The organism is Paludibacterium flexuosum (genome assembly GCF_037076605.1).
Lineage (GTDB): Bacteria > Pseudomonadota > Gammaproteobacteria > Burkholderiales > Chromobacteriaceae > Paludibacterium.
Genome location: NZ_AP029060.1, coordinates 1,832,599 through 1,856,812, shown reverse-complemented (window position 1 = coordinate 1,856,812; position 24,214 = coordinate 1,832,599). Strand labels below are relative to the sequence as shown.

Genomic DNA, 24,214 nt, shown 5'->3' with positions numbered 1-24,214 from the left:
CGATGGTGAATCCGCTTCCTGGTGAGTTGCTGCAACTGAAAAAAGAAGCCGGGCGACAGCGTCAGAACCCGGTGCTGTGGCAAAAGCTGGCGCAACGCTGTGTCGAGCTGGCGCTGCCGGCCGAAGCGCATGATGCCTTTCTGCATCTGACCCGCCTGCAGCCGGACAACGGCGCAGCCTGGTTTGGTCTGGCCAATCAGGCCTATCTGCTGGGCCAGTACCCGCAGGCGCTGGATGGCTTCATGAAAGCCTTGAGCATCAATCCGGCTTCGGCCGAGATCCGCAACAATCTGGCCCTGCTGCTGGCCGGTTTGGGCGAACTGTCGCTGGCCGAGCAATTGTGGCTGGAGGCGCTGGACAGCCGGCCTGACTACCAGGATGCCCTGAATAATCTGGGCAATCTGTATCGGGATTGCCGACAGTTCGAGCAGGCGCATCTGTGCCTGGAGACGGCCTTGCAGCTGGCGCCGGACAGCGCGCGCGTCATGACCAATCTGGGCTTGCTGCTCAAGGCCGAAGGCCGGCTGGACGAGGCCCTGACGATCTACCGTCAGGCACTGGACCAGGCCGGCGACCCGCCACCGGAATTGCCCTACAACTACAGCATTGCCCTGATTCAGTCCGGCGAGTGGCTGCGCGGTTTCCGCTGGTACGAGCAGCGCTGGGCCCTGCCGCGTCTGGCGGCCCGCAAGCAGGACATGGATGCGCAGCTGCCGGCCTGGCAGGGCGAGTATCTCGCCGGCAAAACCTTGCTGCTCTGGCAGGAGCAGGGGCTGGGGGACACGCTTCAGATGGTGCGTCTTCTGCCGCTGTGGCGGGCGCGCCAGCCGGAATGCCGGGTGGTGCTGCGGGTGGCGCCGCCCCTGCTGCGACTGTTGGCCGGTTTGCCGGGCGTGGATCTACTGCTCGACACGCAAGCGCCGCTGCCGCCGGCGGATTTCCATCTGTCCCTGATGTCGCTGCCGATGCAGCTGCAACTGACGCCTGACACCTTGCCACCCTTTGCGCCCTATCTGGCGGCGGATCCCGCCCTGACTGCCCGGTGGGCGCCGTCACTGCCTGCCCGGCGTGGTCGTCCCAGGCTGGGACTGGTCTGGCAGTCGGGGCAGGCCGGCACCGGCGCGGATGAGCGTGACCGGCAGGCGCGCAGTCTGTCGCACGAGGTGTTGCACGCCTTGTTGTCGTCGCTGGACGCGGACTGGGTGAGTCTGCAGTTTGGGGCCGAGGCCCTGCCGGACGAGCTGCAGGCCATGCTGGCGCAACCGGCACTGACCGACTTTGCCGACAGCGCCGCCATTCTCGGGCAGCTGGACGGGCTGGTGACGGTGGATACCGCCGCGGCCCATCTCGGCGCGGCCATGGGCTTGCCGACCGTGGTGCTGATGTCGGCCCTGGGGGGCAATCTGTTCCCGGCCGAAGGGGAGCGGATGCCGTGGTATCCGTCCATGCGCCTGTTGCGCCAACAGACGTTGCATGACTGGCAGAATGTGCTGCAGGTGTTGCCTGAAGTGCTGAGCACGCTGCTGGAACCGCAATAATTCGGCAAATTGCTAGAGCCTGTCGCTGCGGCAAGTTAGAATACGCCCGATTAAATTCAGAAAGCTTAGTACGCCAATGAAGAAAATTACCAAAGCCGTGTTTCCGGTCGCCGGATTGGGCACGCGCTTTTTGCCGGCAACCAAGGCCAGTCCGAAGGAAATGCTGCCTGTGGTCGACAAGCCGTTGATTCAATATGCGGTGGAAGAGGCCGTTGCAGCCGGGATCACCGAACTGATCTTTGTGACGGGGCGCAACAAGCGCTCCATCGAGGATCACTTCGACAAGGCCTATGAGCTGGAAACCGAGCTGGAAAACAAGAACAAGCAGAAGTTGCTCGACATGGTGCAGGGCATCCTGCCGCCGTCGGTGACCTGTGTCTACACCCGTCAGCCCGAGGCGCTGGGTCTGGGCCATGCGGTGCTGTGTGCGCAGCCGGTGGTCGGCAATGAGCCGTTTGCCGTGATTCTGGCCGACGATCTGATCGACGGCGAGCCGGGTGCCATGGAGCAAATGGTCAAGTTGTTCGACGAGACCCATTGCTCGGTGCTTGGGGTGGAAACCGTCGCGCCGTCGGAAACCGGTTCCTACGGTATCGTCGAGGTGAGTGATGGCGCCAGCGGCCATCGCAAGGTGACCTCGATTGTGGAAAAACCGCGTCCGGAAGAGGCGCCTTCGAACCTGGCCGTGGTCGGTCGCTACATTCTGACCCCGCGCATTTTCGAAAAGCTGATCAATACCAAGCCGGGTGCCGGTGGCGAGATCCAGCTGACCGACGGGATCGCGGCCTTGCTCAAGGAAGAAGACATTCTGGCGCTGCCGTTCTCCGGCGTGCGCTATGACTGCGGTTCCAAACTGGGTTATCTGAAGGCCACCGTCAGTTATGGTCTGAAGCATCACGAGGTCGGCGAGGCCTTTGCGGATTATCTGGCCAACCGCTAAAAACCAATCATTGTAATCCTCCCGTGTCCGGCCTGCGGCGCGGGGGTTTGAAGTAAAGGAGTCAGCATGGCAAACGTAGCCGAAGCTCTGGGCATTCTGAATAGCTCGGACATTCTGTTCAGCGCGGAAGAAGTCAGCAGTGCCGTAGATCGCATGGCCGAAGAAATTACTGCCAAGCTTGGGGAAGCCTATCCGCTGGTGCTGTCCGTCATGGGTGGTGCCGTGGTCTTTACCGGCCAGCTGTTGCCGCGCCTGCATTTCCCGCTGGATTTTGACTATGTGCACGTGTCCCGCTATGGCGACAAAACGCACGGTGGCGAGCTGGTGTGGAAACAGGCCCCGAAAGAAGACGTTCAGGACCGCGTGGTACTGGTGCTGGATGACATTCTGGATGAGGGGCATACCATGGCCGCCATTCGCGACAAAGTCATGGAAATGGGTGCCAAGGCATTCTACAGCGGTGTTTTCGCCAATAAGCTGATCACCAAGGAAAAGCCGATCCTTGCCGATTTCGTCGGCATCGACGTGCCGGACCGTTATGTCTTCGGTTATGGCATGGACGTCCGTGGCGCCTGGCGTAACCTGCCGGCCATCCATGCCCTGAAGTAAGTTTTTCCGCCCCTGGGCAAGCTGACAGGCCGATGCGATGCATCGGCCTGTTTGCTTTTCTGCGTGGGGAGAGGCAAATCGCCCAAAGAGAGGCGTTCGGCGCTTTGCCACCCTATCCCTTGCCCCGCAAAGGCTATACACTCCCACCCATAGTGTTGCGACATAATTTATGGATGGAGGGCAGCATGCTGGCAATCATTGGCGGTAGTGGTCTGGCGCAACTGTCGGTTCTCGAAGTGACGCACCGGCAGGTCGTGCGTACGCCATTCGGCGAACCGTCTTGTGCCCTCACGTTCGGACTGGTGGGGGAAAGCCATGTCGTTTTCATTGCACGTCATGGTTATGGCCATTCCCTGGCGCCGCATGAAATCAACTATCGCGCCAACATCTGGGCGCTCAAGCAGCAAAACATCAAAGGCATCATCGCCATCGGCGCGGTGGGGGGCATTCGCCCCGACATGACGCCGGGGACGCTGGCGTTGCCTGATGATCTGATCGATTACACCACCGGGCGCGAGCATACCTTCTTCGAGGGGCTCGACAAGCCGGTGGTCCACGCCGACTTTACCCATCCCTATTGTCCCGACTTGCGTGCCCGCCTGCTTCAGGCTGCGGCCAAAGCGTCGATTGATCTGGTCGATGGCGGTGTCTATGCCTGCACCCAGGGGCCGCGCCTGGAAAGCGCCGCCGAAATTCGCCGGCTGGAGCGTGATGGCGCCGACATGGTCGGTATGACCGGCATGCCCGAGGCCGCGCTGGCGCGGGAGCAGGATTTGCCGTATGCCATGCTGACCGTCGTGGCAAACTTTGCCGCCGGTCGCGGGGAAAGTGGCCATAAAGTCGACTTTTCCGGTGCCTCGGCTGTGCTGGCGACCTCTTTGCCCTCCGTGGAACGGATATTGCTTCAAATGCTCAATTCCTGACCTGGCAGGTTCGCTCATTCAAGTAAGGCCGTTTGAGGCCGATACAATATTCATTCTTATTGGTGTGACGATAGATGAAAGCTCTTGTTACCGGTGCCGCCGGGTTTATCGGTAGCCATCTGGCGGAAATGCTGCTTGAGCAGGGCGCCGAGGTGGTGTTGGTTGATGATCTTTCCACCGGGAAACGGGCACATATCGAGGCATTGCTGGCCCGGGGCGCCTGCACTTTCCATCAGGTGGACATTCGGGATCGCGCCGCGCTCGAACCTTGTTTTGCCGGTGTGGAGCAGGTGTTCCATCTGGCTGGCCGCGCCGATATCGTGCCGTCGATCGATGATCCGGAAACCTATTTTTCGGTGAATGTGCAGGGCACGCTCAATGTCCTGCAGTCGGCGCGTCTGCATGGCGTGCGTCGCCTGGTGTATGCCGCTTCCTCCTCCTGCTATGGCATTCCGGATGTTTACCCGACGCCGGAAACCTCGCCGATCCGCCCCGAATACCCCTATGCCCTGACCAAGGCCATGGGGGAAGAGCTGGTGATGCACTGGGGCAAGGTCTACCATCTGCCGGTGGTTTCCCTGCGGTTGTTCAATGTCTACGGCCCGCGTTCGCGTACTGCCGGCACCTATGGTGCCGTGTTTGGCGTCTTCCTGGCCCAGAAGCTGAAAGGCCTGCCGTTTACCGTGGTGGGTGACGGCGAGCAAAGTCGTGATTTCACCTATGTGACGGATGTGGCGCGTGCTTTCATGATGGCCGGCGCCTCCCGGGTCGAGGGCGAGATCATGAACGTCGGCAGCGGCGGTCATTACCAGGTCAATCGCCTGGTGGCCCTGCTGGGCGGTGAAAAAGTGCATATCCCCAAACGTCCCGGCGAGCCGGACTGCACGTTTGCCGATACTGCCAAGATTACCCGGCTGCTGGGCTGGCAGGCCGAGGTCCCGCTGGAGCAGGGGGTCGCCAATATGCTGGCCTGCCTGGAAGACTGGCGTGATGCGCCGGTATGGACACCAAAAAGCATCGAACAGGCCACCAAGAGCTGGTTCGACAACCTGGGGGACAAATCATGAATAGTGCAACCCTGTCAGGCGCCTGCGAGCGCTTTTCCGGTGTGATGAATGGTTTGCTGTGCACTCAGGCGGATCGACCGGTCCCGGCGGATACGGCCATTGCCGCCCTGCTGGACGCGCTGGTGACCCTGCGGCATGCCGGTGGCTCGGTGTTCATCATCGGGAACGGTGGCAGTGCCGCCGTGGCGGCGCATATCCAGAATGATCTGGTCAACAAGGGCAAGTTGCGTGCCCAGGTGCTGCACGAGCCATCGCTGATGACCTGCATGAGCAATGATTTCGGTTATGACCAGGCCTTCGGCCGCATGGTGGGACTGTATGCCCGCAAGGGCGACATGCTGATTGCCATCAGCAGTTCGGGCAAGTCGCCCAATATCCTGCAGGCTGTGGCTGCCGCGCGCGAAGCGGGGGCCTCGGTCGTGACCTGTAGCGGCTTCACTGCCGAAAATCCCCTGCGTACGCTGGGGGAGATCAATTTCTGGAGTCCCTCCGGCGATTACGGTGAAGTCGAAGTCTCTCATTTGTTCTTGCTGCATTACGTGGCGGATTGTCTGGCGGAGCGCACATGACCGAGCACAAGATTCATTCTCTCGACGATCTGGCAGCGATTGTTGCCCAGCTGAAAGCGCTGGGGCGCAGGGTGGTGTTGTGCCACGGCACGTTCGATCTGATGCATACCGGCCATATCCGCCATCTGCAGAGCGCCCGCAAGCTGGGTGATGTGCTGGTGGTGACCCTGACCGGCGACCCCTTCGTGCGCAAGGGACCCGGGCGCCCGGTGTTCGGCGAGGACCTGCGCGCCGAGAACCTGGCCGCATTGGCCTGCGTGGATCATGTCGCCATCAATCATGCCGAGACGGCGATCAATGTGATCCATGCCCTCAAGCCCTCGCTGTACGTCAAGGGCAGTGATTATGTCGATGCCGGTACCGACCTGACCGGCAATATTGCGCTGGAAGTCGAGGCCGTTCGGGCTCACGGTGGCGATGTGCATTTCACGGATGAAATCACCTTCAGCTCCACCAGTCTGCTCAACAACCATTTCGATGTGTTCTCGCCGGAAGCGCGAGCGTTTCTGGCGGACTTCAAGCAGCAATATCCGCTCGACGAATTCATCGCCCGCGTCAAACAGCTCAAGTCGCAGCGCGTGCTGGTCGTCGGGGATGCCATCATCGATGAGTATCACTATGTGTCGACGCTGGGGCAGACGGGCAAGGGCAATACCCTGGCCGTGCGCTACGCCTCGGAAGAGCGTTTCGCCGGTGGCGCCATCGCCGTGGCCAATCATGTGGCCGGTTTCTGCCAGGAGGTGACGCTGCTGACGGCACTGGGCAAGGAGCCCGGCACACGCGAGTACGTGACCGAGAAGCTGCGCCCCAATGTCCAGCTGCCGACCATCGAGTTCCCGACGGCACAGACGCTGATCAAGCGACGTTTTGTCGATCAGGAGCTGCAGCGGCTGTTTGAAGTGTATTTCGGCGGCGTGGAGCAGGAGCGCACCACGCTGGATCAGCAGGTTTGCCAATGGCTGGCCGAGAATGCGGGCGACTACGATACGGTGATCGTGCCGGACTTCGGCAATGGCATGATTTCCCGTGAAATCGCCAATGCCATCTCGCGCCATGCCCGTTTCCTGGCGGTCAACACCCAGATCAACAGTGGCAATCGTGGCTATCACGTGATTACCCGCTATCCGCGTGCCGACTTCCTGTGCCTGAACGAACCCGAGGCCCGTCTGGCCGCGCATGACCGGTTGTCGCCGCTGGAAATGATTGCCAGCGAACTCAACGGTCGTCTCTCCGCCAGGGCGACCGCCATTACCCGCGGCAGTCAGGGGGCCCTGCTGGTCGGTCAGGATCGCATGTTGTCGATCCCGGCGCTGTCCTCCAAGGTGGTCGATCGCATCGGTGCCGGCGATGCCTTCCTGTCGCTGGCCGGTGCCTGCATGGGCGCCGGGCTGCCGGCGGAGATTGCCGTGCTGGCGGGCAGCATTTCTGCCGCGCTGGATGTGCAGATCGTCTGCAACCGCGAGCCGGTCGATCCGGTATTGTTCTTCAAGTACGCGACCACGCTACTCAAGTAAGCCGGGAAAGGCCGTGATATGGACAAGTTTTTGATCGACAGCCACAAGCTGATCTATCACCCGAAGCGCGTGGCGCAGCTGCTGGAAGTCGGCGATGACTGGGAGCGTGCCAAGTCGGTCTATCCGATTTATCTGGAGATGGCGCCGGTGGGCGCCTGCAATCATCGTTGCACCTTCTGTGCCGTAGATTACATCGGCTACAAGGCGGTGATGCTGGACGAGCAGGTGCTGGCCGAGCGCATTCCGGAAATGGCGCGTCTGGGCGTGAAGAGCATCATGTACGCCGGGGAAGGCGAGCCGCTGCTGCACAAGAAGATCAACGAGATCGTGGCCATGACCAAGGCCAGCGGCATCGATGTGGCGTTCACGACCAATGGCGTGTTGCTTAATCAGCGTTTTGTGGAAGAGTCGCTGGACAAGGTGTCGTGGATCAAGGTGTCGCTCAATGCCGGCAGCGCTGCCAGCTACGCCGCCATTCACCGCACGCGCGAACGTGATTTCCAGCGCGTGATCGACAACCTGCGGGCGGCCAGCGATTACAAGCGGGCGCACGGGCTGGATACCGTGATTGGCGTGCAGACCTTGCTGCTACCGGAAAATGCTCACGAGATGGTGGAGCTGGCACGCATTTGCCGTGATGAAATCGGTGCAGATTATCTGGTGATCAAACCTTATTCACAGCACCTGTTCAGCGAAACGCATGAATACGAGCATGTCAATTATCAGGGGTATCTGGATCTGGCGGCTCAGCTGGAGCCGCTGAATACCGATCAGTTCCAGGTGGTTTTCCGTGCGCATACCATGCGCAAATATCAGGAAGACCCGCAAACCCGTTACAAGAAATGCCAGTCCACGCCATTTCTGTGGGGCTATGTCATGGCGGATGGCCGTGTGTACGGCTGCAGCGCCTATTTGCTCGACCAGCGCTTTGAATACGGCAACATCAACCAGAATACCTTCCAGGAAATCTGGGAGGGCGACAAGCGCCGGGAAAACTTCCGCTATGTGCGCCATGACCTGGATATTCACGAGTGCCGCAAGAATTGCCGCATGGATGAGGTCAACCGTTATCTGGACCGGCTGGTGCAGCAAAGCGTGCCGCACATCAATTTCATTTGAGCGGCTCCGGCGCGGCGCGTTATGTTGTCTGAATTATTATTTGCCACTGCCATGCCCTGGTGACGGATGGGGGTATGGCGGCGAAAACCATTGAGATTCCGAAATCGGGAGGGTGCATGATTTCTATCGTCATTCCAGCGTATAACTATGGCAAATATCTGCCAGCGGCCATCGACAGCGTGCTAGCTCAGGGCATCGACGACCTCGAGATCCTGATCTGCGATGACGCGTCGACCGACAATACGCCGGAAGTGATTGCCGAATACGAGGCCAAGTACCCTTGCGTGCATGGTTACCGCAACCTGGTCAATCTGGGCGCCATCCTCAACTACAACTATGCGGTCGGCCTGGCTCAGGGCGAGTACGTGATGGTGGTCAGTGCCGATGATGCGCTGATGCCCGGCGCACTCAAGACGCTCAAGGCCGCACTGGATGCCCACCCGGAGTGCGGCTATGCCTTCGGTCGCTATAACGTTCAGCAAGCCGACAATAATATTTTCAAACTGCAGCATCCCGGCTGGCTGACCGAGCCCTATGCCGGTACCCGCGATGAATTTGCCCCGCAACTGGCACATGACTGCTACATCCAGATCGGCTCGACCCTGTTCCGCAACGAGGTCCTGCAGCTGCGCGAGGCCTTCTTCGATGTGACGCTCAAGGCCTTCCCGGGGGAGCGCTTCTTCCGCGCCACCGACTGGGACATGATGCTGGATCTGAGCCTGCGCAATGTGCGCGGGGTATTCACCAACGAAGTGATTTCGGTGTTCCGCCAGCATGCCAAGCAGGCGTCCAGTGTGGATACCTATGCCGCCAGCGGGATGGCGATTGTCGAGCACATGCTGTTGCTGGACCGCTATCTGGTCGAAACCAATCTGCCGCGTCTGAGCGGTCAGCTGGGTAATATTTTCACCCTGCTGTATGGCAAATACCTGTTCTATGTCGAGCACGCCAATCCGCCGAGCCAGGAGATGGATCAGTATATTCACGAGCGCTTCGAGTATTTCCGCCAGCGCTTCAATACGCTGATCAAGATGGATCCGCTCACCGTGGTCTCGCCGGCCTTGCGTGCCGTGCTGAACAAGTCGACGCGCCAGAGCCAGATCGCGGTGCAGGACGGACCGTTCTTCTCGGTGATTGTTGCCGCTTACAAGCGCCCGCGCATGCTGCAGGATGCCGTGGCCAGCATTCTGGCGCAGACTTGCCAGGACTTTGAGGTGCTGGTGGTCAATGATGGCGGTGACATGATGGAAAACACCGTCGAATGGGCTGGCCGTGATCCGCGTATCACCTATGTCCGTCAACCTAATCGCGGCCTGTCTGCAGCACGAAATACCGCCATCAAGCTGGCCCGTGGCCAATTTGTCTGCTTCCTGGATGACGATGACCTGATGCAGCCGAATCACCTGCAGGTGCTGCGCGATGGTCTGGTGGCCAATCCGGAGTGCGTGGTCTACACCGGCGCTGAACTGGTGACGGAGTCGGTCGACAAGGGCGTGCGCCGCGAGGTGAAGCGTTCCCGCTACTTCGTGCATGAAGATTACGACATGGTTCGTCTGCAGGTGGCCAACTACCTGCCGGTGAATATCTATGCCTTTGCCCGCGCCTGGTTCGATCAGGTCGGGGTGTTCGATGAAACCCTGACGGCGCTGGAGGACTGGGATCTGCTGATTCGCCTGTCTCGTGCCACTCAGTTCATCCATTTGCAGCAGACCACGGTCGAAGTGCGGCAGCGCGAAGATGCCGAAGATCACATGACCGGCCGTGAGTCGGGACGATTGAAGGCGCTGTTCAGCAAGATTTACGAACGTTATGACGACATGGGCAATGCCCTGATCCGTGTCGGCCGTGCCGCCGTCATGGCTGCGGATCATCCGGCCCGTGCCTCGGCGGGGTCGACAGAATACCTGCTGTGGCAAGACGCCCATGGCCTGCGCGAAGTCGACGTGGAAATCCTGGCCGAACGCATGCTGACCAAGTGGCACCGCAAACCGCTGATCACCCTGGTGATGAAGGTGGCGCAGGCCAATCTGGAGGCGCTGGGTGGCACCATCCAGTCTCTGCAGCAACAGATGTATCAGACCTGGCGGCTGATCGTGGTGGCCGATTTCCCGGCCCCGGATCCGATTTTCAACAGCACCGATCTGCTGGGCTGGCTGGAGGTCGAATCGCTGGAGAACGACGAGCAGGTGGTGGCCGGGCTGAATGCCATTGTGACCGACCTGCCGGGCGACTGGCTGGCACTGGTGCCGCCGGGCACCGAGCTGTCGCCGGAGTGCCTGCTGCGTCTGGGCGATTATGTCCAGGGCAAGGATCATCTGGCCGCCGTCTATACCGACCATGACCAGTTGCTGCTGCCGGGCAGCTTCTCCGATCCGCAGTTCAAGCCTGACTTCAATCTGGAGTACCTGCTGTCCTGGGACTACATCGGTGCTGCCTGCGTCTTCAATCAGCAGGCCGTGATGAATGTCGGCGGCTTTGCCGCCTTCCCGGGCAAGGAAAGCTACGAGCTGTTGCTGCGGATGTCGCAACAGTACGGCGAGTCGTCGATCGGCCACATTGCCTTCCCGATGTTCCACCTGCCGCAGGTCGAAGAAGGTGTGCTGGAGTGGACCGCACAGCGGGTGGCGATCGAGCAGCATCTGGCACGCCTCGGCCGCCCGGGGCAGGTGCTGGACGGTGCCCGTCCCGGCATCTTCAAGGTCGAGTACCCGGTAGAGGGTCAGCCGCTGGTGTCGATCGTGATCCCGAACCGCGACAAGCTGGAATTCCTGCAGCCCTGCCTGGAAAGTCTGTTCGCCAAGACCGCCTACCAGCACTTCGAAGTGCTGGTGGTGGACAACCAGAGTCAGGACCCGGATGTCCTGGATTACTACGAACGTGTGGTGGCGGAGTATCCGGATCGCGTACGGGTGGTGTCTTACGATGCACCGTTCAACTTCTCGGCGCAGTGCAACCTCGGGGCCGGTGCCGCTCGTGGCGACTATGTCCTGTTGCTGAACAACGATATTGAAATCGTTCAGCCCGAGTGGCTGGAGCGCCTGCTGATGCATGCGCAGCACTCGGAAGTCGGGGCTGTCGGCGCCAAACTGGTGTATCCGGAAACCGGCATGGTTCAGCATGGCGGGATCGTGCTGGGCAATGGCCAGATCATGCTGGCGATCGGCAATCACTACGGCATGGACTGCAAGCTGGATGATCCTGGCTACATGAACCGTAACCAGTGCGACATGAGTCTCTCCGGCCTGACCGGCGCCTGCCTGCTGGTGCGCCGTGATGTGTACCAGGAGGTCGGCGGGTTCAATGAAGAACTCAGCGTACTGTTCAATGATATCGAGTTCGGGCTGCGGATCAGCCGCGCCGGTTACAAGCTGTTGTGGACGCCTTATGCCATCCTGGTGCATCACCATGGCATGAGCGTCAATGCCCGCCTGGCCGATCCGATCGAGCAGGGCCGCTTTGCCGAGCGCAGCAAGCGCGAACACATGTATATGTTCGAGCACTGGATGAAGGAACTGGCCAATGACCGGGCCTACAACCGCAACCTGACCCTGCGCAACACCCCGCTGACCATCGAGCATGGCATTCCCTATACCTGGGATCCTGAGTTCACCGAGCGGCCACGCATTCTGGCTGCCGCCATTGCCGGCGGCAGTGGCGAGTATCGTGTGGTGCAACCGCTGCGTGCGCTGGCGGTGGCCGGCAAGGCTCAGGTTTGCTGCATCCGCATGGAGCAGAACCGTAACCTGATGCCCAAGCCGCTGGAAATCGAGCGCATGAATCCGGATGTGCTGGTGTCGCAAAACGGCTTCAACGACATGCATCTGGAAACCTCGCGCTTCTATCGTGAGTTCTTCCCGGAAAAGCTGCGCATCGTGACGATCGACGACTTGCTGACGGATCTGCCGGAAAAGAGCTCGCTCTACAAGCACATCAAAGCCAACTTCCGCGATGCGCGCCGTCGCATGCGCGAGTGCCTGGCGCTGGTTGACCGTGCCATTGTCTCGACCGAACCACTGGCCGAAGCCTGCCGCGACCTGATCGGCGATGTGCGCCTGGTGCCGAACCGACTGAACAAGGAAATGTGGTGGAATCTGCGCTCGAAGCGCAGCGTCGGACCGAAGCCGCGTGTAGGTTGGGTCGGCGCGCAGCAGCATCAGGGTGACCTGGAGATTATTCAGGAAGTGGTGCGGGCCACGGCGGATGAAGTGGATTGGGTCTTCATGGGCATGTGGCCCAAGGAGCTGGAGGATCTCATCAAGGTCAAGCGCAACTGGGTGGCCTTCAAGGATTATCCGGGCACCATGGCCAGTCTGAATCTGGACCTGGCGATTGCCCCGCTGGAGGTGAATGCCTTCAACGAGAGCAAGAGTAATCTGCGTCTGCTGGAGTACGGTGCCATGGGCTGGCCGGTGGTGTGTACCGATATCTATCCGTACCAGACCAACCAGGCGCCGGTGAAGCGTGTGCCGAACACGGTGGAAGCCTGGACCGATGCCATCCGTGAGCGGGTGCATGATCTGGATGCCGCTTATCGCGAAGGGGATGCCCTGCGTGAGTGGGTGGGTCGGCATTATCTGCTGGAAGACCACCTCGACGAGTGGGTGCAGGCGTTTACCCGATGAAACGGCAGGCTGCGGTAGCGGACGTGGCCCAGGCTGCGTCCGGCCCGCTGATCATCGGCATCGATTTCGACAATACCATTGCCTGCTATGACCAGGCCTTTGCCCGCGTGGCTTGTGCCATGGGACTGCTGGACGAGGCCAGCGGTCTCGACAAGGCGCAAGTCAGGCAGCGGGTGCGCGAACAGGCCGGCGAGCAGGCCTGGATGCGTTTGCAGGGGTTGGTCTATGGCCGGGAAATCGGTCTGGCCAGCGTGTTCCCCGGCTTTGATCAGTTCGTGCAACGGGCCAGGCAAGAGGGCGCCGTACTGCGCATCATCAGCCACAAGTCCCGCTATGGTCATTTTGATCCCGAGCAGGTGGATTTGCGCCAGGCGGCCATGGACTGGATGCAGCAGCGAGGCTTCTTTGCCCCCGATGGGCTGGGCTTTGTCGCGGGGGATGTCTCGTTTCACGACGAGCGGGGCGAGAAGTTGGCGGCCATTGCCCGTCAGGGCTGCCGGGTGTTCATTGATGATCTGCCCGAGGTCTTGCTGGACGGCGCCTTTCCGCCAGATTGCCGTGCGCTGTGGTTTGCGCCCGGCAACCGGCAGCATCCGCCGCTGACGGCCCTGCCTTCCTGGGCCATGCTGAGTGACGTGCTATGGCCTGCTGCAACGTGATGACGATGAAAGACCTGGCCGAGGGCCTGCTCGGGATGCCCGTGCAGTCCTGTGAGCCTATGCCGGGGGGCGGCAATAACCAGCTGTTTCTGCTGGCGGTGGCCGGGCAGCGTTATGTGCTGAAGCATTATCCGCCGGATGACCGTGATCGCCTCGGCGCGGAATTCGGTGCGTTGCGTTTCCTGTTCCGGCATGGTGTCACGCTGACGCCACAGGCCATTGCCTGTGATCCGGCGCGGCGGATCGCCATCTACGAATGGATTGAGGGGGAGCGCCCGGAGGCACTGGCGGCTGCGGATCTCGAGCAGATGTTCTCCCTGGTGGCCGCGCTGGACCGATTGCGTCTGGCGCCGGATGCGCAGGATTTGCCGGCGGCCTCGCACGCCAGCCTGGATTTCGCCGCGCCGCAAAGGCAGTTCGCGCAGCGCTGGCAACGTCTGCAGCCTGTGCTGTCGCAGCATGAGGCGCTGCGCGATTTTGCCCTGAATACGCTGCAGCCCTTCCAGCAGGGCCTGCTGGCGCCGTATGCCGCGCTGCTGGCGCAGCATGGCTGTGCGCTGGCGGCACCGCTGCCGGCGTCCGCCCTGTGCCTGTCGCCGTCGGATTTTGGCCGGCACAATCTGCTGCGCCGCCGCGATGGCCGTCTGTGTTTTCTTGATTTTGAATATTTTGGCTGGGATGACGCAGTGAAATTCAGCTGTGATCTGGTCTTGCATCCCGGTTCTGCCCTGTCGCCCGCCATGCGCCGCATGGCACTGACCCGGGCGCTGCGGCAGTTTGCGCCGCGCGACCCGCTGTTTGCCGCCAGGCTGCCAGCCATGCTCGGGCTGTGCGGCAGCCTGTGGTGTCTGATTATTCTGAACGTGTTTATCCCCGAGATCTGGCAACGCCGCGTGCTGGCGGGCGAGCAGCGCTCCCTGGCCGAGGCCGGTGCACAGCAGCTTGAGCTGGCCCGGGGGTTCTTCGTGCAATTGCAGGAGGTGATTGATGACTGCCCATCCTTCTGAGCTCAGTGTGGCCGCGCTGGATGCGCGCTCGCTGGCTTTGCGTCAGCTGGTGGTATCGGCCATGGTGGCCGCCAAGCGTGGCCATCCCGGTCCGGCGCTGTCGCTGGTCGAGGTCATGCGTGTGCTTTACGACGATATTTTGCGTGTCAGGCCCGACGAGCCGGACTGGCCGCTGCGCGATCGCTGCATCCTCAGCAAGGGGCATGGCTGCCTGGCCTGGTATGCGATTCTGGCCGACAAGGGATTCTTTCCGCGTGAAGAGCTGCAGACTTTCTGCCAATACGATAGCCGCCTGGGCGGCCATCCGGAATTTGGCAGTCTGCCTGGTGTCGAGGCCTCGACCGGGGCGCTGGGGCATGGTCTGTCGATCGGCCTGGGTCTGGCTCTGGCGGCACGCATGCAGAAGCAGGATTGGCGTGTGTTCGTCGTGACCGGGGATGGTGAACTGAATGAAGGCTCTGTCTGGGAGGCCGCGATGTCGGCCGGCAAGCATGGCCTGGAAAATCTGGTGGCCATTGTCGATCACAACAAGCTGCAGTCCTATGGCCCGGTCAGCGAGGTGCAGGACATGGCACCGCTGGCCGACAAGTGGCGCAGCTTCGGCTTCGGTGTGCGCGAAGTGGATGGCCACGATGTGGTGGCCTTGCGCCAGACCTTGCAGCAGTTGCCGTTTGAAGCCGGCAAACCGTCGGTGCTGATTTGCCACACCATCAAGGGCCGGGGCATACCCCAGGCGGAGAACAACCCGGACTGGCACCACAAGAATGCCCTGACCGAGGCTGAACTGGCGGCGATCCAGACCGCGCTGGGAGGAGGGGAGCATGCGTAATACCTGCCTGAACATGGTCTATGAGCTGGCCCAGCAGGACCCGCGTGTCGTGTACATCGGGTCCGATCCTGGTCCCGGTACCCTGTCCAAAATGCAGGCGGCGTATCCGGACCGTTTTTTCATCGAGGGTATCTCCGAGCAGAATGTGATCGGCATGGCCGCCGGTCTGGCGATGGCCGGTTATATCCCGTATGTGAATACCATTGCGACCTTCCTGACCCGGCGTTGTCTGGAGCAGGTGGCGGTCGACGTGTGTCTGCACCAGTTGCCGGTGCGTCTGATCGCCAATGGCGGCGGCATGGTGTATGCCCCGCTGGGGCCGACGCATACCGCCATCGAAGACATTGCCCTGATGCGCGCCTTGCCGGGGATGGCCGTGGTGGTGCCGACCGATGCCGAGGACATGCGCAGCTTCATGCCGTCCACGCTGCAGTGGCCGGGGCCGATGTATATTCGCCTGGCCAAGGGCAAGGATCCGGTGGTGGCTAACCCGCTGGGCCGCTTCGATATCGGTGTCGGTCGTGCCTATGGCGAGCCGGGCGAGGTGCTGCTGGTGGCGACCGGCATCATGGTGCATGCCGCGCTGGAAGCGGCGAACGGCTTGCGCGCGTCTGGGGTGGATTGTGCGGTACTGTCCTTGCCGACTGTGGTGCCGATGGATGTGGCCTTGCTGACGCAGATGACCGAAAAGGCCCGGCTGGTGGTGACGGTCGAAGAGCATCTGCGTGACGGAGGCCTGGGCACGGCTGTGCTGGAGACCCTGGCGGACCTGCCGCGCCCTATGCCGGTGATCCGGCGTCTGGGCTTGCCCGTTGCATTTCGGCATCAGTATGGCAGCCAGGCCAATCATCTGCAGGCAGAGGGATTGACCGCCGCCGGGATCGTGCAAACCGTGCAAATGGCCCTGAATTGAAGGCCAGCCGAAGGACGGCAAAACCCTGGTATATATAGGGTTTTGCCGGATTTTTTTCTGGTGCCGACTTAAGTTTTTCTGTGGCTTGACGAAAGATGTCTTACTGCTGCGATAATGCCAGAAAACCCTTTCCCGGTTATTTTTCGATTTGTCTGGCGTCGTTAAATAGTCCTTTCGTAATCATGGTTTTTATCGCGGCATGAAAACAGGATGGGATATGAAGAAAACGGTTCTACTGCTGGGGCATTCCGGGAAAATGGGCCTGGCGCTGCAACAGCGCTGTCCGGCGGATATCGCGCTGGTCGGTCTGGCTTCCCGTGATTTCGATGCGGCCAGACCGGAGACACTGCGACCCTTCATCGAACAATACCGTCCCTGGGCGATCATCAATACGGTGGGTTATCTGGGAATTGATCCCTGCGAGCAGAATCCGCAGGCCGCCTATGCCGTCAATACCCTGTTTCCGTATGCCCTGGCCAAAATGGCCAATGAATATCAGGCGACTTTGCTGCACTTTAGTACGGATGCCGTATTTAATGGTGATGAGGAAAAAACCGAATACGATGAATCAGATTCAGCCAATCCGGTAAATGTCTATGGCATGACAAAATGGGGTGGCGATTGTCTGGTTCAAAATACTGCTCTTAAATATTATATTGCCCGTATTTCGATTCTGTTTGGCCCTAGTCATAAACAGAATCAGTTTGTTGAGAAAATGTTGAGTCTGGTGGCGAATGGCCAAACGACCATTCGGGCTTCGCAGGACATTCTCTGCTCGCCTTGCTACAGCCTGGATGTGGCCGATGCGGTGTATGCCCTGTTGCTGCAGGAAGCCCGCTACGGCGTCTATCACCTGTCGAATCAGGGACGTGCTTCGCTGTATGAGGTGATGCAGGCGGTCATGGCGCATGTGGCGCCGGCCGTGACGGTGTTGCCGGCTTCGTACCGGGATTTCCCCTTTGTCGGGCGCAAGAATCTGAGAACCCCGCTGGTGTCGCGGCGCGGTCCGGTATTGCGGCCCTGGCGCGAGGCACTGCAGGCCTATCTGGAGGCGCGTGATGCAGAACGCGGCTGAGTTGATCCACTGTCCGGTGGACAGACACAGCGGGGACTGTGACCTGGTGTCGTCGCTGCTGATTCTCTGGCATCGCCGGCATGGCTTTCTGATGCAGCTGCGCACCGATGATGCACCGATCATGCCGTCTTGTGTCGGCTTCTTCGGCGGCGGCATTCGCCATGGCGAGACGCCGCATGCGGCGGCCTTGCGGGAGATGCAGGAGGAACTGGGGTTTTGTGTCGACATTGCGTTTCATGCCGCGCGGGTCGCGGCAGTCGAACCTGACCACAAAGAACTGGCTTATTTTTTCAGTGCCGAGTTACATAACGATCATTACCCGGTTTTTGAGGGTGCGGCAGCCATTTGGGTAGATCCAGAAAATCCGCCGAAGGGGCTGTATCCCAGGGATGTCCAGACGTTGCTGGGTTTCCCTTTTGCAGGGTGATTTTGAACTGTTGGACATGGAGCGTGAAATGGACGATATCATCAAGGAAGAAAGTTCTCATTCGCGGTTTTTCCGCCGCAATCAGAATATGCCGGATCAGGTTGTTGACCTGTCCCAGCTCAAGCGGAATATGCCGTCCACGCTGAATGCCCAGGGCAAGCACATTTCCTCCCAGGACAAATACCTGATGGATGGCAACAAGATGCTCTGGCATCTTGACCGTTTCAAGGCCTGGAAAAATGGCGAGATTTTTGCGCCTATCCATATCGACTCGGGCCTGTCCAAGGGTTGCAACATCAAGTGCCATTACTGCTATGGCGTCACGCAAGGCAATTTCTACAAGGAAAGCGCCAAGAAGTATATTGATCGCCATTCGCTGATCGACAATTATCTGCGCAGTGCCGGCGACATGGGCGTGCGTTCGATCGCCCTGATTGGCGAAGCCGAGCCGACGCTCAACCCGCACTTCTATGAGGCCGTGGTGGTGGGCAAGGAGTCGGGCATCGATATGTCGGCGGGGACCAACGGGGTACTGTTTGATACCGGTCGTGATGGTCAGGCGGCGCTGGAGCACCTGTCCTGGCTGCGATTCAATATCAGCGCGGCCTCCGATGAGTCGTATCGCCGGATCCATGCCAGCAAGATGTTCGATACCGTGATCGAAAAGATCCGCTTCTGTGTGGAGTACAAACGCAAGCATAACCTGCAGCTGGATATCGGCCTGCAGATGGTGCTGACCCCGAAGGACATCGGTGAAGTGGTGCCGCTGGCCAAGCTGGGCCAGGAGCTGGGCGTTGACTACTTCCAGGTCAAGCATTGCAGCGACACGGTGGAAAACGACCTGGGTTTCTATGAGCGTCTGGATGATTACGAGAAGTACGCACCCCTGCTGCTGGAGGCCGAGGGCTATGGCACGGGGGATTATCGCGTGGTCGTGAAGTGGGACAAGATCACCAACGGTGGCAAGCGCGATTATGACCAGTGCCTGGGCGCGCCGTTCCTGCTGTATACCGAAGGCACCGGCAAGGTGTACACCTGCGGTATGTTCTTTGACGGCAAGTATCAGCAGGATTATCTGCTCGGTGATCTGACCAAGCAGACCTTCCGTGAAATCGTCGAGTCCGATCATTACTGGAAGGTCATCGACAAGGTCAAGAATGAGATTGACGTCCACAAGGATTGCTATGCCAATTGCCGTACCCACTCCTGCAACAACTTCCTGTGGGATGCCAAGGAGGGCAACGTCAACAGCGGGATTGTGCAGAAGTACTCGGGCGGCTTCGATCTGAACAACCCGCCGCCGCACAAGAACTTTGTCTGAGGCGGCAGCCAAAATGAACGGCGCGGATTTCTCCGCGCCGTTTTTCTTTGGCTGACCTGAAGAAGCAGGACCTCAGGCGGTGATGGTTTCGTCGCTCCTGGCGGTGGGCGCGTCCTGCAGGCTGCTGATATCGCTGAGGACTTCCTGTACACGATGTCGCCAGGTATGACGGGCATGAGCCTCTTCTGCCGCATTCATGCCGATCTCGCGCAGCCTGGCCGGCTGTGCGCACCAGTGGCGCAAGGTCTCGACGCCTTCTTCAATGGTGAAGGGAATGTAGTGTTCGCCAGGCTGGAAATGTCGCTTGATATCGTGCTCTGTATCATCGAAGCGCCCGGTGCAGACAAACATCGGGGCCCCACAGCCCATTCCCTCCAGTACCCGGGAGTGCATGCCGAAGCAGCCGTTGTGCATATTGACCTGGGTTTCGCGGTAGACCTGGGCAAGTTCCTGCTGCCAGCGCAGATTGCGGCGGTAGTAAGGGACAAATTTTGGCCAGTAAAGCCATTGTGACGAGCCATAAATCGCCAGATCGAGACCGGCGGCAACGGCCATGTCGCCAATGGCCAGGCGATCGTTGATGCGCGGCATTTCGGTATCGAGCGTATGCAGCACGGCGGTCTGGTCCATGCTGGTGGCGAGCTGGGCGCCGGAAATGTCGATCTGCAGGTAGTCGCGGAACTGGCTGGCGATCAGATCGTGCATGTCGCTGAAGGAGTGCTTGCAGACACTGACCTTGGCCTTGGTCAGCAAGAAGTCGGCAACTCGGTCGACGCACAGTTTCTTGCCATTGTTCCAGCCCAGGGCATGACGCATGACCGCCGGGTTGGTGGCGTGCAGGGGCAGCGGGATGTAGCCGCAGATAGCCGCCGTATTCGGCACCGGCGTGATCTCCGGCCGCGGGTAGTGCATGTTCGGGTCAATGCCGGTATGCAGTCGGCCCCAGACCCCTTCGAGCAGATGATGGCTGAAGCCGAAGTAGTCCGGCTGGATCAGGGTGTAGGTCAGCAGGCTGCCGCCGAAGTTGGGGTCGGTATAGTGCAGTTGCTTGCGCTCATGGGGGCGACGCTCGCGCCAGCCGTCCTGAATCCAGGCGACGTGCGGTATTTCCTCGGGGATGGCCGCACGGCTCTGGTTTTTGGTGCGGTTGATTTCAAAGATGAAATCCGGTTTGAGCGTCGACAGCTCCTTATAGATCGCTTCATCGTCAAGGTCGGAGTCGACGGCGAGGGTTTCCACGCCCTCGCATGAAAAGGCGCTGGCCAGCGAGCGCAGCATGCCGGCCATATAAGGGTGGGTACTGAAGCTGTGCAACAGTACCACTTTGCTGATTGCCATGAGGCAGGTCCTTAGCTGACAAAAACCGACATGTCATTGCGCTTGAAGTACTCCACATAGCGATCAATGATCAGGCGCAGTTCTTCTTCGTCTTCATGAGTACGAACTTCGGGGATGATGAAGTCGCGTACCGGGTTGCGGCAAAAGTCGGTCCAGACATCGCGATCAAATTTGCCTTCTTTCAGCAGTTGATCGTAGTACGGCGTTTCTGCCAGCGGAGACAGCAGGTTGAAGTAGGGCAGCTTGATGCCGAGGTCGCGGATGCGGCTGGGCAGGGAGTTGCGATACTCCTGGGTTTCGCCCGGAGCCCCCATGATGAAGTAGCCCAGGATGTCGATGCCGTACTTGCTGCACAGCTTGCAGAACTGTTCGATGTGTTTGTACCGGCAGGACTTCTTGAACGTGGCCAGAATCCCGTCATCGAGACTCTCGATGCCGACATGCAGGCGGCGACATCCCGCGTCGGCCAGATCGGCAATCACATCTTCCCGGACTTCGACCGTGCCGCGCGCACTCCAGTCAATGGTGATGTTTTCATTGATCAGGGCGCGGGAGATCTCGCTGACGCGGGCGCGGTTGACGTTGAAGGCATCGTCGAGAATGTGGATCGAGGTCGCCCCGAGATCGATCAGCTGCTTGAATTCTTCCACGCAGCGCTCGGCAGACTTCATGTTGAAGGTCTTCTGCTGCACGTCGCAGTACGTACAAGCGTAGGGGCATCCTTTGGAGCTGAACATCGGCAGGCGCAGCGAGCCGACATTGAACAGCAGGTCTTCATTGGCCTCGATACGGTAAGTCTCGATATCCATCAGGTGCCGCGCCGGCAGGGGGATGGCGTTCAGGTCCACTTGCCCGCCAAAGTAAACGCCGGGCGGACGACCGGAGTCCAGCCATTCCGGAAAGATGACTTCCGCGTCATCGACGAACACCGCATGGGCGCCTTGCTCTTGAATGAAGCGGTAGTTCTTGGTGGCGTGCGGGCCGCCGACGATCTTGCAGGGGGCACTGGTGCGCCGCAGGATCTCGGTCATGGCCCAGGCGCGATAGGTGACGACCGACAGGCCGAGCACGTCAGGGGCAAAGGTTTCGATCTGCTCAATCGTCTCATCCAGAGACAGGCCCAGGCTGGCGGCGTCGAGCACGTTGACTTCATAGCGGTCGGCCGGAATGTTGGCGGCCAGGCTCAGCACGCCGAGAGGCATGTATTTGACAGCTTTGTTCTTGTAAAACTTGGCGGTCACGCGGTCGAGCACTTCTCCCTCGTAGGGCATGACAACCAGCATGATTTTTTCTCTGTTCATGGTCAGATGACTCCCGATGAATGTGCATGGTCTGCAAACAGTGCGTTTGAGCGGGCGTGCTGTCGTGGCGCCTCGGCTCATCGGCTTCCAGCGAGTCTATGCAATTTAAGTTGGAAATCTACATGCCATAGAGGCAGTAGGCAATGGATAAGCACCCTCACTGGTCTGTTTATATCGGTTGCTGTGGCGTTGGCTGAAGGGGTGGCGCGGATTCTGCCCGACGAATTCATCCCATGAAAAAAAATATCATTACAACCCTAAAGGTTTTCGGATTGCTGTCGATGAAGTAGACGAGTAAGTGACAAGTGGTGGCGGATGAAGGCTGGGCAAGCCTGTCCGCTTTGGCGGACTTAATATGAAAGAGAATGGAGGCCTGTCATGGCTATCTATGTAAATACCAATATTGCCTCGCTCAATGCGCAGCGCAATTTGTCCGCATCGACGGACTCGTTGAAGACCTCCCTGCAGCGTCTGTCCTCCGGTCTGCGGATCAACAGTGCGGCTGACGATCCTGCCGGCATGGCGATTTCGCAAACCATGACCCTGCAGATCAACGGTAACAACCAGGGTATCCGTAACGCGAGTGACGGTATCTCGCTGGCGCAAACGGCTGAAGGTGCACTGGGCCAGATCCAGAACAACCTGCAGACCATTCGCCAGATTGCGGTGCAGGCCGCCAACGGTACGATTTCCGATACCAACCGTTCGCAGCTGCAAAAGCAGGTCGACCAGCTGACGCAGGAAATCTCGCGTATCGTGCAAACCACCAACTTCAACGGCACGGTGCTGCTGTCCGGTGGTGCCAACATTACCTTCCAGGTGGGGGCATCCGGTGTGGCTTCCAACCAGGTGGTGGCCAGCGGTCTGGACCTGACCTCGGGCGTGTCGAGCTACGCGACCTCGCTGACGGCGACCGGTACCATCGACATCACCACCTCTGCCAAGGCTTCTGCCGTGCTGTCGGCACTGGATACGGACATCAACACCGTATCGAACGACCGTTCGCAGCTGGGTGCCATCCAGAACCGCTTCCAGGCGGTGGTGGCCAACATGCAGAACTATGTACAGAACCTGTCTGACTCGCGCAGCCGTATCGTGGACACCGACTTCGCGTCGGAAACCGCGAACCTGACGCAGAACCAGATTCTGCAACAGGCCGGTACCGCGATTCTGAGTCAGGCCAACCAGGTGCCGCAGGCAGCCCTGACCCTGCTGAAGGGCTAAGCGGAGATTTCTCTCCTCTGGTCTTGAAGCCCCGCTCCGGCGGGGCTTTTTCATGAAATCTGCAAGAAAGTGCGTGTTGTAACTAAAGATTGTCGATTGCCTGCCGATAAGTAAGTCATGGGCGGAAGCAAAGACCCGTCTTCGGTAGTGGCGCTGAGAAGTTCCCGCCGGCTAACTGACTCGATGGAGAGTAAAAATGGCTATCTATGTAAATACCAATATTGCCTCGCTCAATGCGCAGCGCAATCTGTCTGCATCCACTGACTCGCTGAAGACCTCTCTGCAACGTCTGTCCTCCGGTCTGCGGATCAACAGCGCGGCCGACGATCCTGCCGGCATGGCGATTTCGCAAACCATGACCCTGCAGATCAACGGTAACAACCAGGGTATCCGTAACGCGAGTGACGGTATCTCGCTGGCACAAACGGCTGAAGGTGCACTGGGCCAGATCCAGAACAACCTGCAGACCATTCGCCAGATTGCGGTGCAGGCCGCCAACGGTACGATTTCCGATACCAACCGTTCGCAGCTGCAAAAGCAGGTCGACCAGCTGACGCAGGAAATCTCGCGTATCGTGCAAACCACCAACTTCAACGGCACGGTGCTGCTGTCCGGTGGTGCCAACATTACCTTCCAGGTCGGTGCCTCGGGTGTGGCCACCAACCAGGTGGTGGCCAGCGGTCTGGACCTGACCTCGGGCGTGTCGAGCTACGCGACCTCGCTGACGGCGACCGGTACCATCGACATCACCACCTCTGCCAAGGCTTCTGCCGTGCTGTCGGCACTGGATACGGACATCAACACCGTATCGAACGACCGTTCGCAGCTGGGTGCCATCCAGAACCGCTTCCAGGCGGTGGTGGCCAACATGCAGAACTATGTACAGAACCTGTCTGACTCGCGCAGCCGTATCGTGGACACCGACTTCGCGTCGGAAACCGCGAACCTGACGCAGAACCAGATTCTGCAACAGGCCGGTACCGCGATTCTGAGTCAGGCCAACCAGGTGCCGCAGGCGGCCCTGACCCTGCTGAAGGGTTAAGTCTGACTAACAAGTGATGCAAAAATGGTTACCACGGCATGTCAACATGTCGTGGTAACTCGTTGTTTTTATCGCAAAGCTTGCGTTTGGTGTTTTCTACGCGTATTGTTCACCATGAGAGGCGGTACGGGGACTGACTAGCCTATCCTGAAGGCATATTGCTGGAAGGGGCCGTCA

Annotated in this window: 20 protein-coding genes; 18 read left to right on the top strand and 2 right to left on the bottom strand. The window is 59.8% G+C overall.

The window, feature by feature from the left end; all coding sequences use genetic code 11:
• Positions 1-2: 2 nt before the first annotated feature.
• The 16 genes from AACH39_RS08780 (at position 3) to AACH39_RS08705 (ending at position 19,132) form a co-directional block, all read left to right on the top strand.
• Positions 3-1,538, top strand: a complete 1,536-nt coding sequence (locus AACH39_RS08780) for a tetratricopeptide repeat protein (RefSeq protein WP_215780819.1) — start codon at positions 3-5, stop codon at positions 1,536-1,538.
• Between the two features lie 76 nt (positions 1,539-1,614).
• Complete coding sequence (gene galU, locus AACH39_RS08775; protein ID WP_215780822.1) at positions 1,615-2,478, top strand: UTP--glucose-1-phosphate uridylyltransferase GalU; 864 nt, start codon at positions 1,615-1,617, stop codon at positions 2,476-2,478.
• 66 nt (positions 2,479-2,544) lie between these two features.
• Positions 2,545-3,087 carry a hypoxanthine-guanine phosphoribosyltransferase gene (locus AACH39_RS08770; RefSeq protein ID WP_215780824.1) on the top strand — a complete coding sequence of 181 codons (543 nt, stop codon included), beginning with the start codon at positions 2,545-2,547 and terminating at the stop codon, positions 3,085-3,087.
• A gap of 185 nt (positions 3,088-3,272) precedes the next feature.
• Positions 3,273-4,010, top strand: coding sequence for an S-methyl-5'-thioinosine phosphorylase (locus AACH39_RS08765; RefSeq protein ID WP_215780826.1), 738 nt, complete (start codon positions 3,273-3,275; stop codon positions 4,008-4,010).
• 74 nt (positions 4,011-4,084) lie between these two features.
• The gene (locus AACH39_RS08760; protein ID WP_215780828.1) at positions 4,085-5,077 is read left to right on the top strand and encodes an SDR family oxidoreductase; all 993 of its coding nucleotides are present in this window, start codon (positions 4,085-4,087) and stop codon (positions 5,075-5,077) included.
• On the top strand, positions 5,074-5,646 hold the full coding sequence (locus AACH39_RS08755) for an SIS domain-containing protein (RefSeq protein WP_215780831.1): 573 nt from the start codon (positions 5,074-5,076) through the stop codon (positions 5,644-5,646). The genes AACH39_RS08760 and AACH39_RS08755 overlap by 4 nt, the downstream gene beginning before the upstream one ends.
• Positions 5,643-7,160: a PfkB family carbohydrate kinase gene (locus AACH39_RS08750; protein ID WP_215780833.1), complete on the top strand. Its 1,518-nt coding sequence runs from the start codon at positions 5,643-5,645 to the stop codon at positions 7,158-7,160. The genes AACH39_RS08755 and AACH39_RS08750 overlap by 4 nt, the downstream gene beginning before the upstream one ends.
• Positions 7,161-7,178: 18 nt before the next feature.
• A complete protein-coding gene (locus tag AACH39_RS08745; protein ID WP_215780836.1) occupies positions 7,179-8,279 on the top strand; it encodes a radical SAM protein in 1,101 nt (366 codons plus the stop codon).
• 116 nt (positions 8,280-8,395) lie between these two features.
• The gene (locus AACH39_RS08740; RefSeq protein ID WP_215780838.1) at positions 8,396-12,901 is read left to right on the top strand and encodes a glycosyltransferase; all 4,506 of its coding nucleotides are present in this window, start codon (positions 8,396-8,398) and stop codon (positions 12,899-12,901) included.
• On the top strand, positions 12,898-13,560 hold the full coding sequence (locus AACH39_RS08735; protein WP_338619623.1) for a hypothetical protein: 663 nt from the start codon (positions 12,898-12,900) through the stop codon (positions 13,558-13,560). Before AACH39_RS08740 ends, AACH39_RS08735 begins: the two co-directional genes overlap by 4 nt.
• Entirely contained in the window at positions 13,560-14,567 is a 1,008-nt protein-coding gene (locus tag AACH39_RS08730; protein WP_338619621.1) for an aminoglycoside phosphotransferase family protein, read from the top strand. Before AACH39_RS08735 ends, AACH39_RS08730 begins: the two co-directional genes overlap by 1 nt.
• Entirely contained in the window at positions 14,548-15,396 is an 849-nt protein-coding gene (locus AACH39_RS08725; RefSeq protein ID WP_338619619.1) for a transketolase, read from the top strand. The genes AACH39_RS08730 and AACH39_RS08725 overlap by 20 nt, the downstream gene beginning before the upstream one ends.
• Complete coding sequence (locus AACH39_RS08720) at positions 15,389-16,309, top strand: transketolase C-terminal domain-containing protein (RefSeq protein WP_215780845.1); 921 nt, start codon at positions 15,389-15,391, stop codon at positions 16,307-16,309. Before AACH39_RS08725 ends, AACH39_RS08720 begins: the two co-directional genes overlap by 8 nt.
• A 217-nt stretch (positions 16,310-16,526) precedes the next feature.
• Complete coding sequence (locus AACH39_RS08715; protein ID WP_215780846.1) at positions 16,527-17,384, top strand: NAD(P)-dependent oxidoreductase; 858 nt, start codon at positions 16,527-16,529, stop codon at positions 17,382-17,384.
• A gap of 46 nt (positions 17,385-17,430) precedes the next feature.
• Positions 17,431-17,811: an NUDIX domain-containing protein gene (locus AACH39_RS08710; RefSeq protein WP_215780847.1), complete on the top strand. Its 381-nt coding sequence runs from the start codon at positions 17,431-17,433 to the stop codon at positions 17,809-17,811.
• A 28-nt stretch (positions 17,812-17,839) separates the two neighbouring features.
• Positions 17,840-19,132, top strand: coding sequence for a radical SAM/SPASM domain-containing protein (locus AACH39_RS08705; protein ID WP_215780848.1), 1,293 nt, complete (start codon positions 17,840-17,842; stop codon positions 19,130-19,132).
• Positions 19,133-19,204: 72 nt separating this feature from the next.
• On the opposite strand, the gene AACH39_RS08700 is transcribed toward AACH39_RS08705, so the two are convergent.
• Together AACH39_RS08700 and AACH39_RS08695 are read right to left on the bottom strand one after the other, a co-directional pair.
• Entirely contained in the window at positions 19,205-20,470 is a 1,266-nt protein-coding gene (locus AACH39_RS08700; protein ID WP_215780849.1) for a glycosyltransferase, read from the bottom strand.
• Positions 20,471-20,481: 11 nt separating this feature from the next.
• The gene (locus AACH39_RS08695) at positions 20,482-21,771 is read right to left on the bottom strand and encodes a radical SAM protein (RefSeq protein WP_215780850.1); all 1,290 of its coding nucleotides are present in this window, start codon (positions 21,769-21,771) and stop codon (positions 20,482-20,484) included.
• 378 nt (positions 21,772-22,149) lie between these two features.
• On the opposite strand from AACH39_RS08695, the gene AACH39_RS08690 reads away from it, so the two are divergent.
• Positions 22,150-22,995 carry a flagellin gene (locus AACH39_RS08690; protein WP_338619616.1) on the top strand — a complete coding sequence of 282 codons (846 nt, stop codon included), beginning with the start codon at positions 22,150-22,152 and terminating at the stop codon, positions 22,993-22,995.
• Positions 22,996-23,191: 196 nt separating this feature from the next.
• The gene (locus tag AACH39_RS08685; protein WP_338619615.1) at positions 23,192-24,037 is read left to right on the top strand and encodes a flagellin; all 846 of its coding nucleotides are present in this window, start codon (positions 23,192-23,194) and stop codon (positions 24,035-24,037) included.
• Positions 24,038-24,214 lie beyond the last annotated feature (177 nt).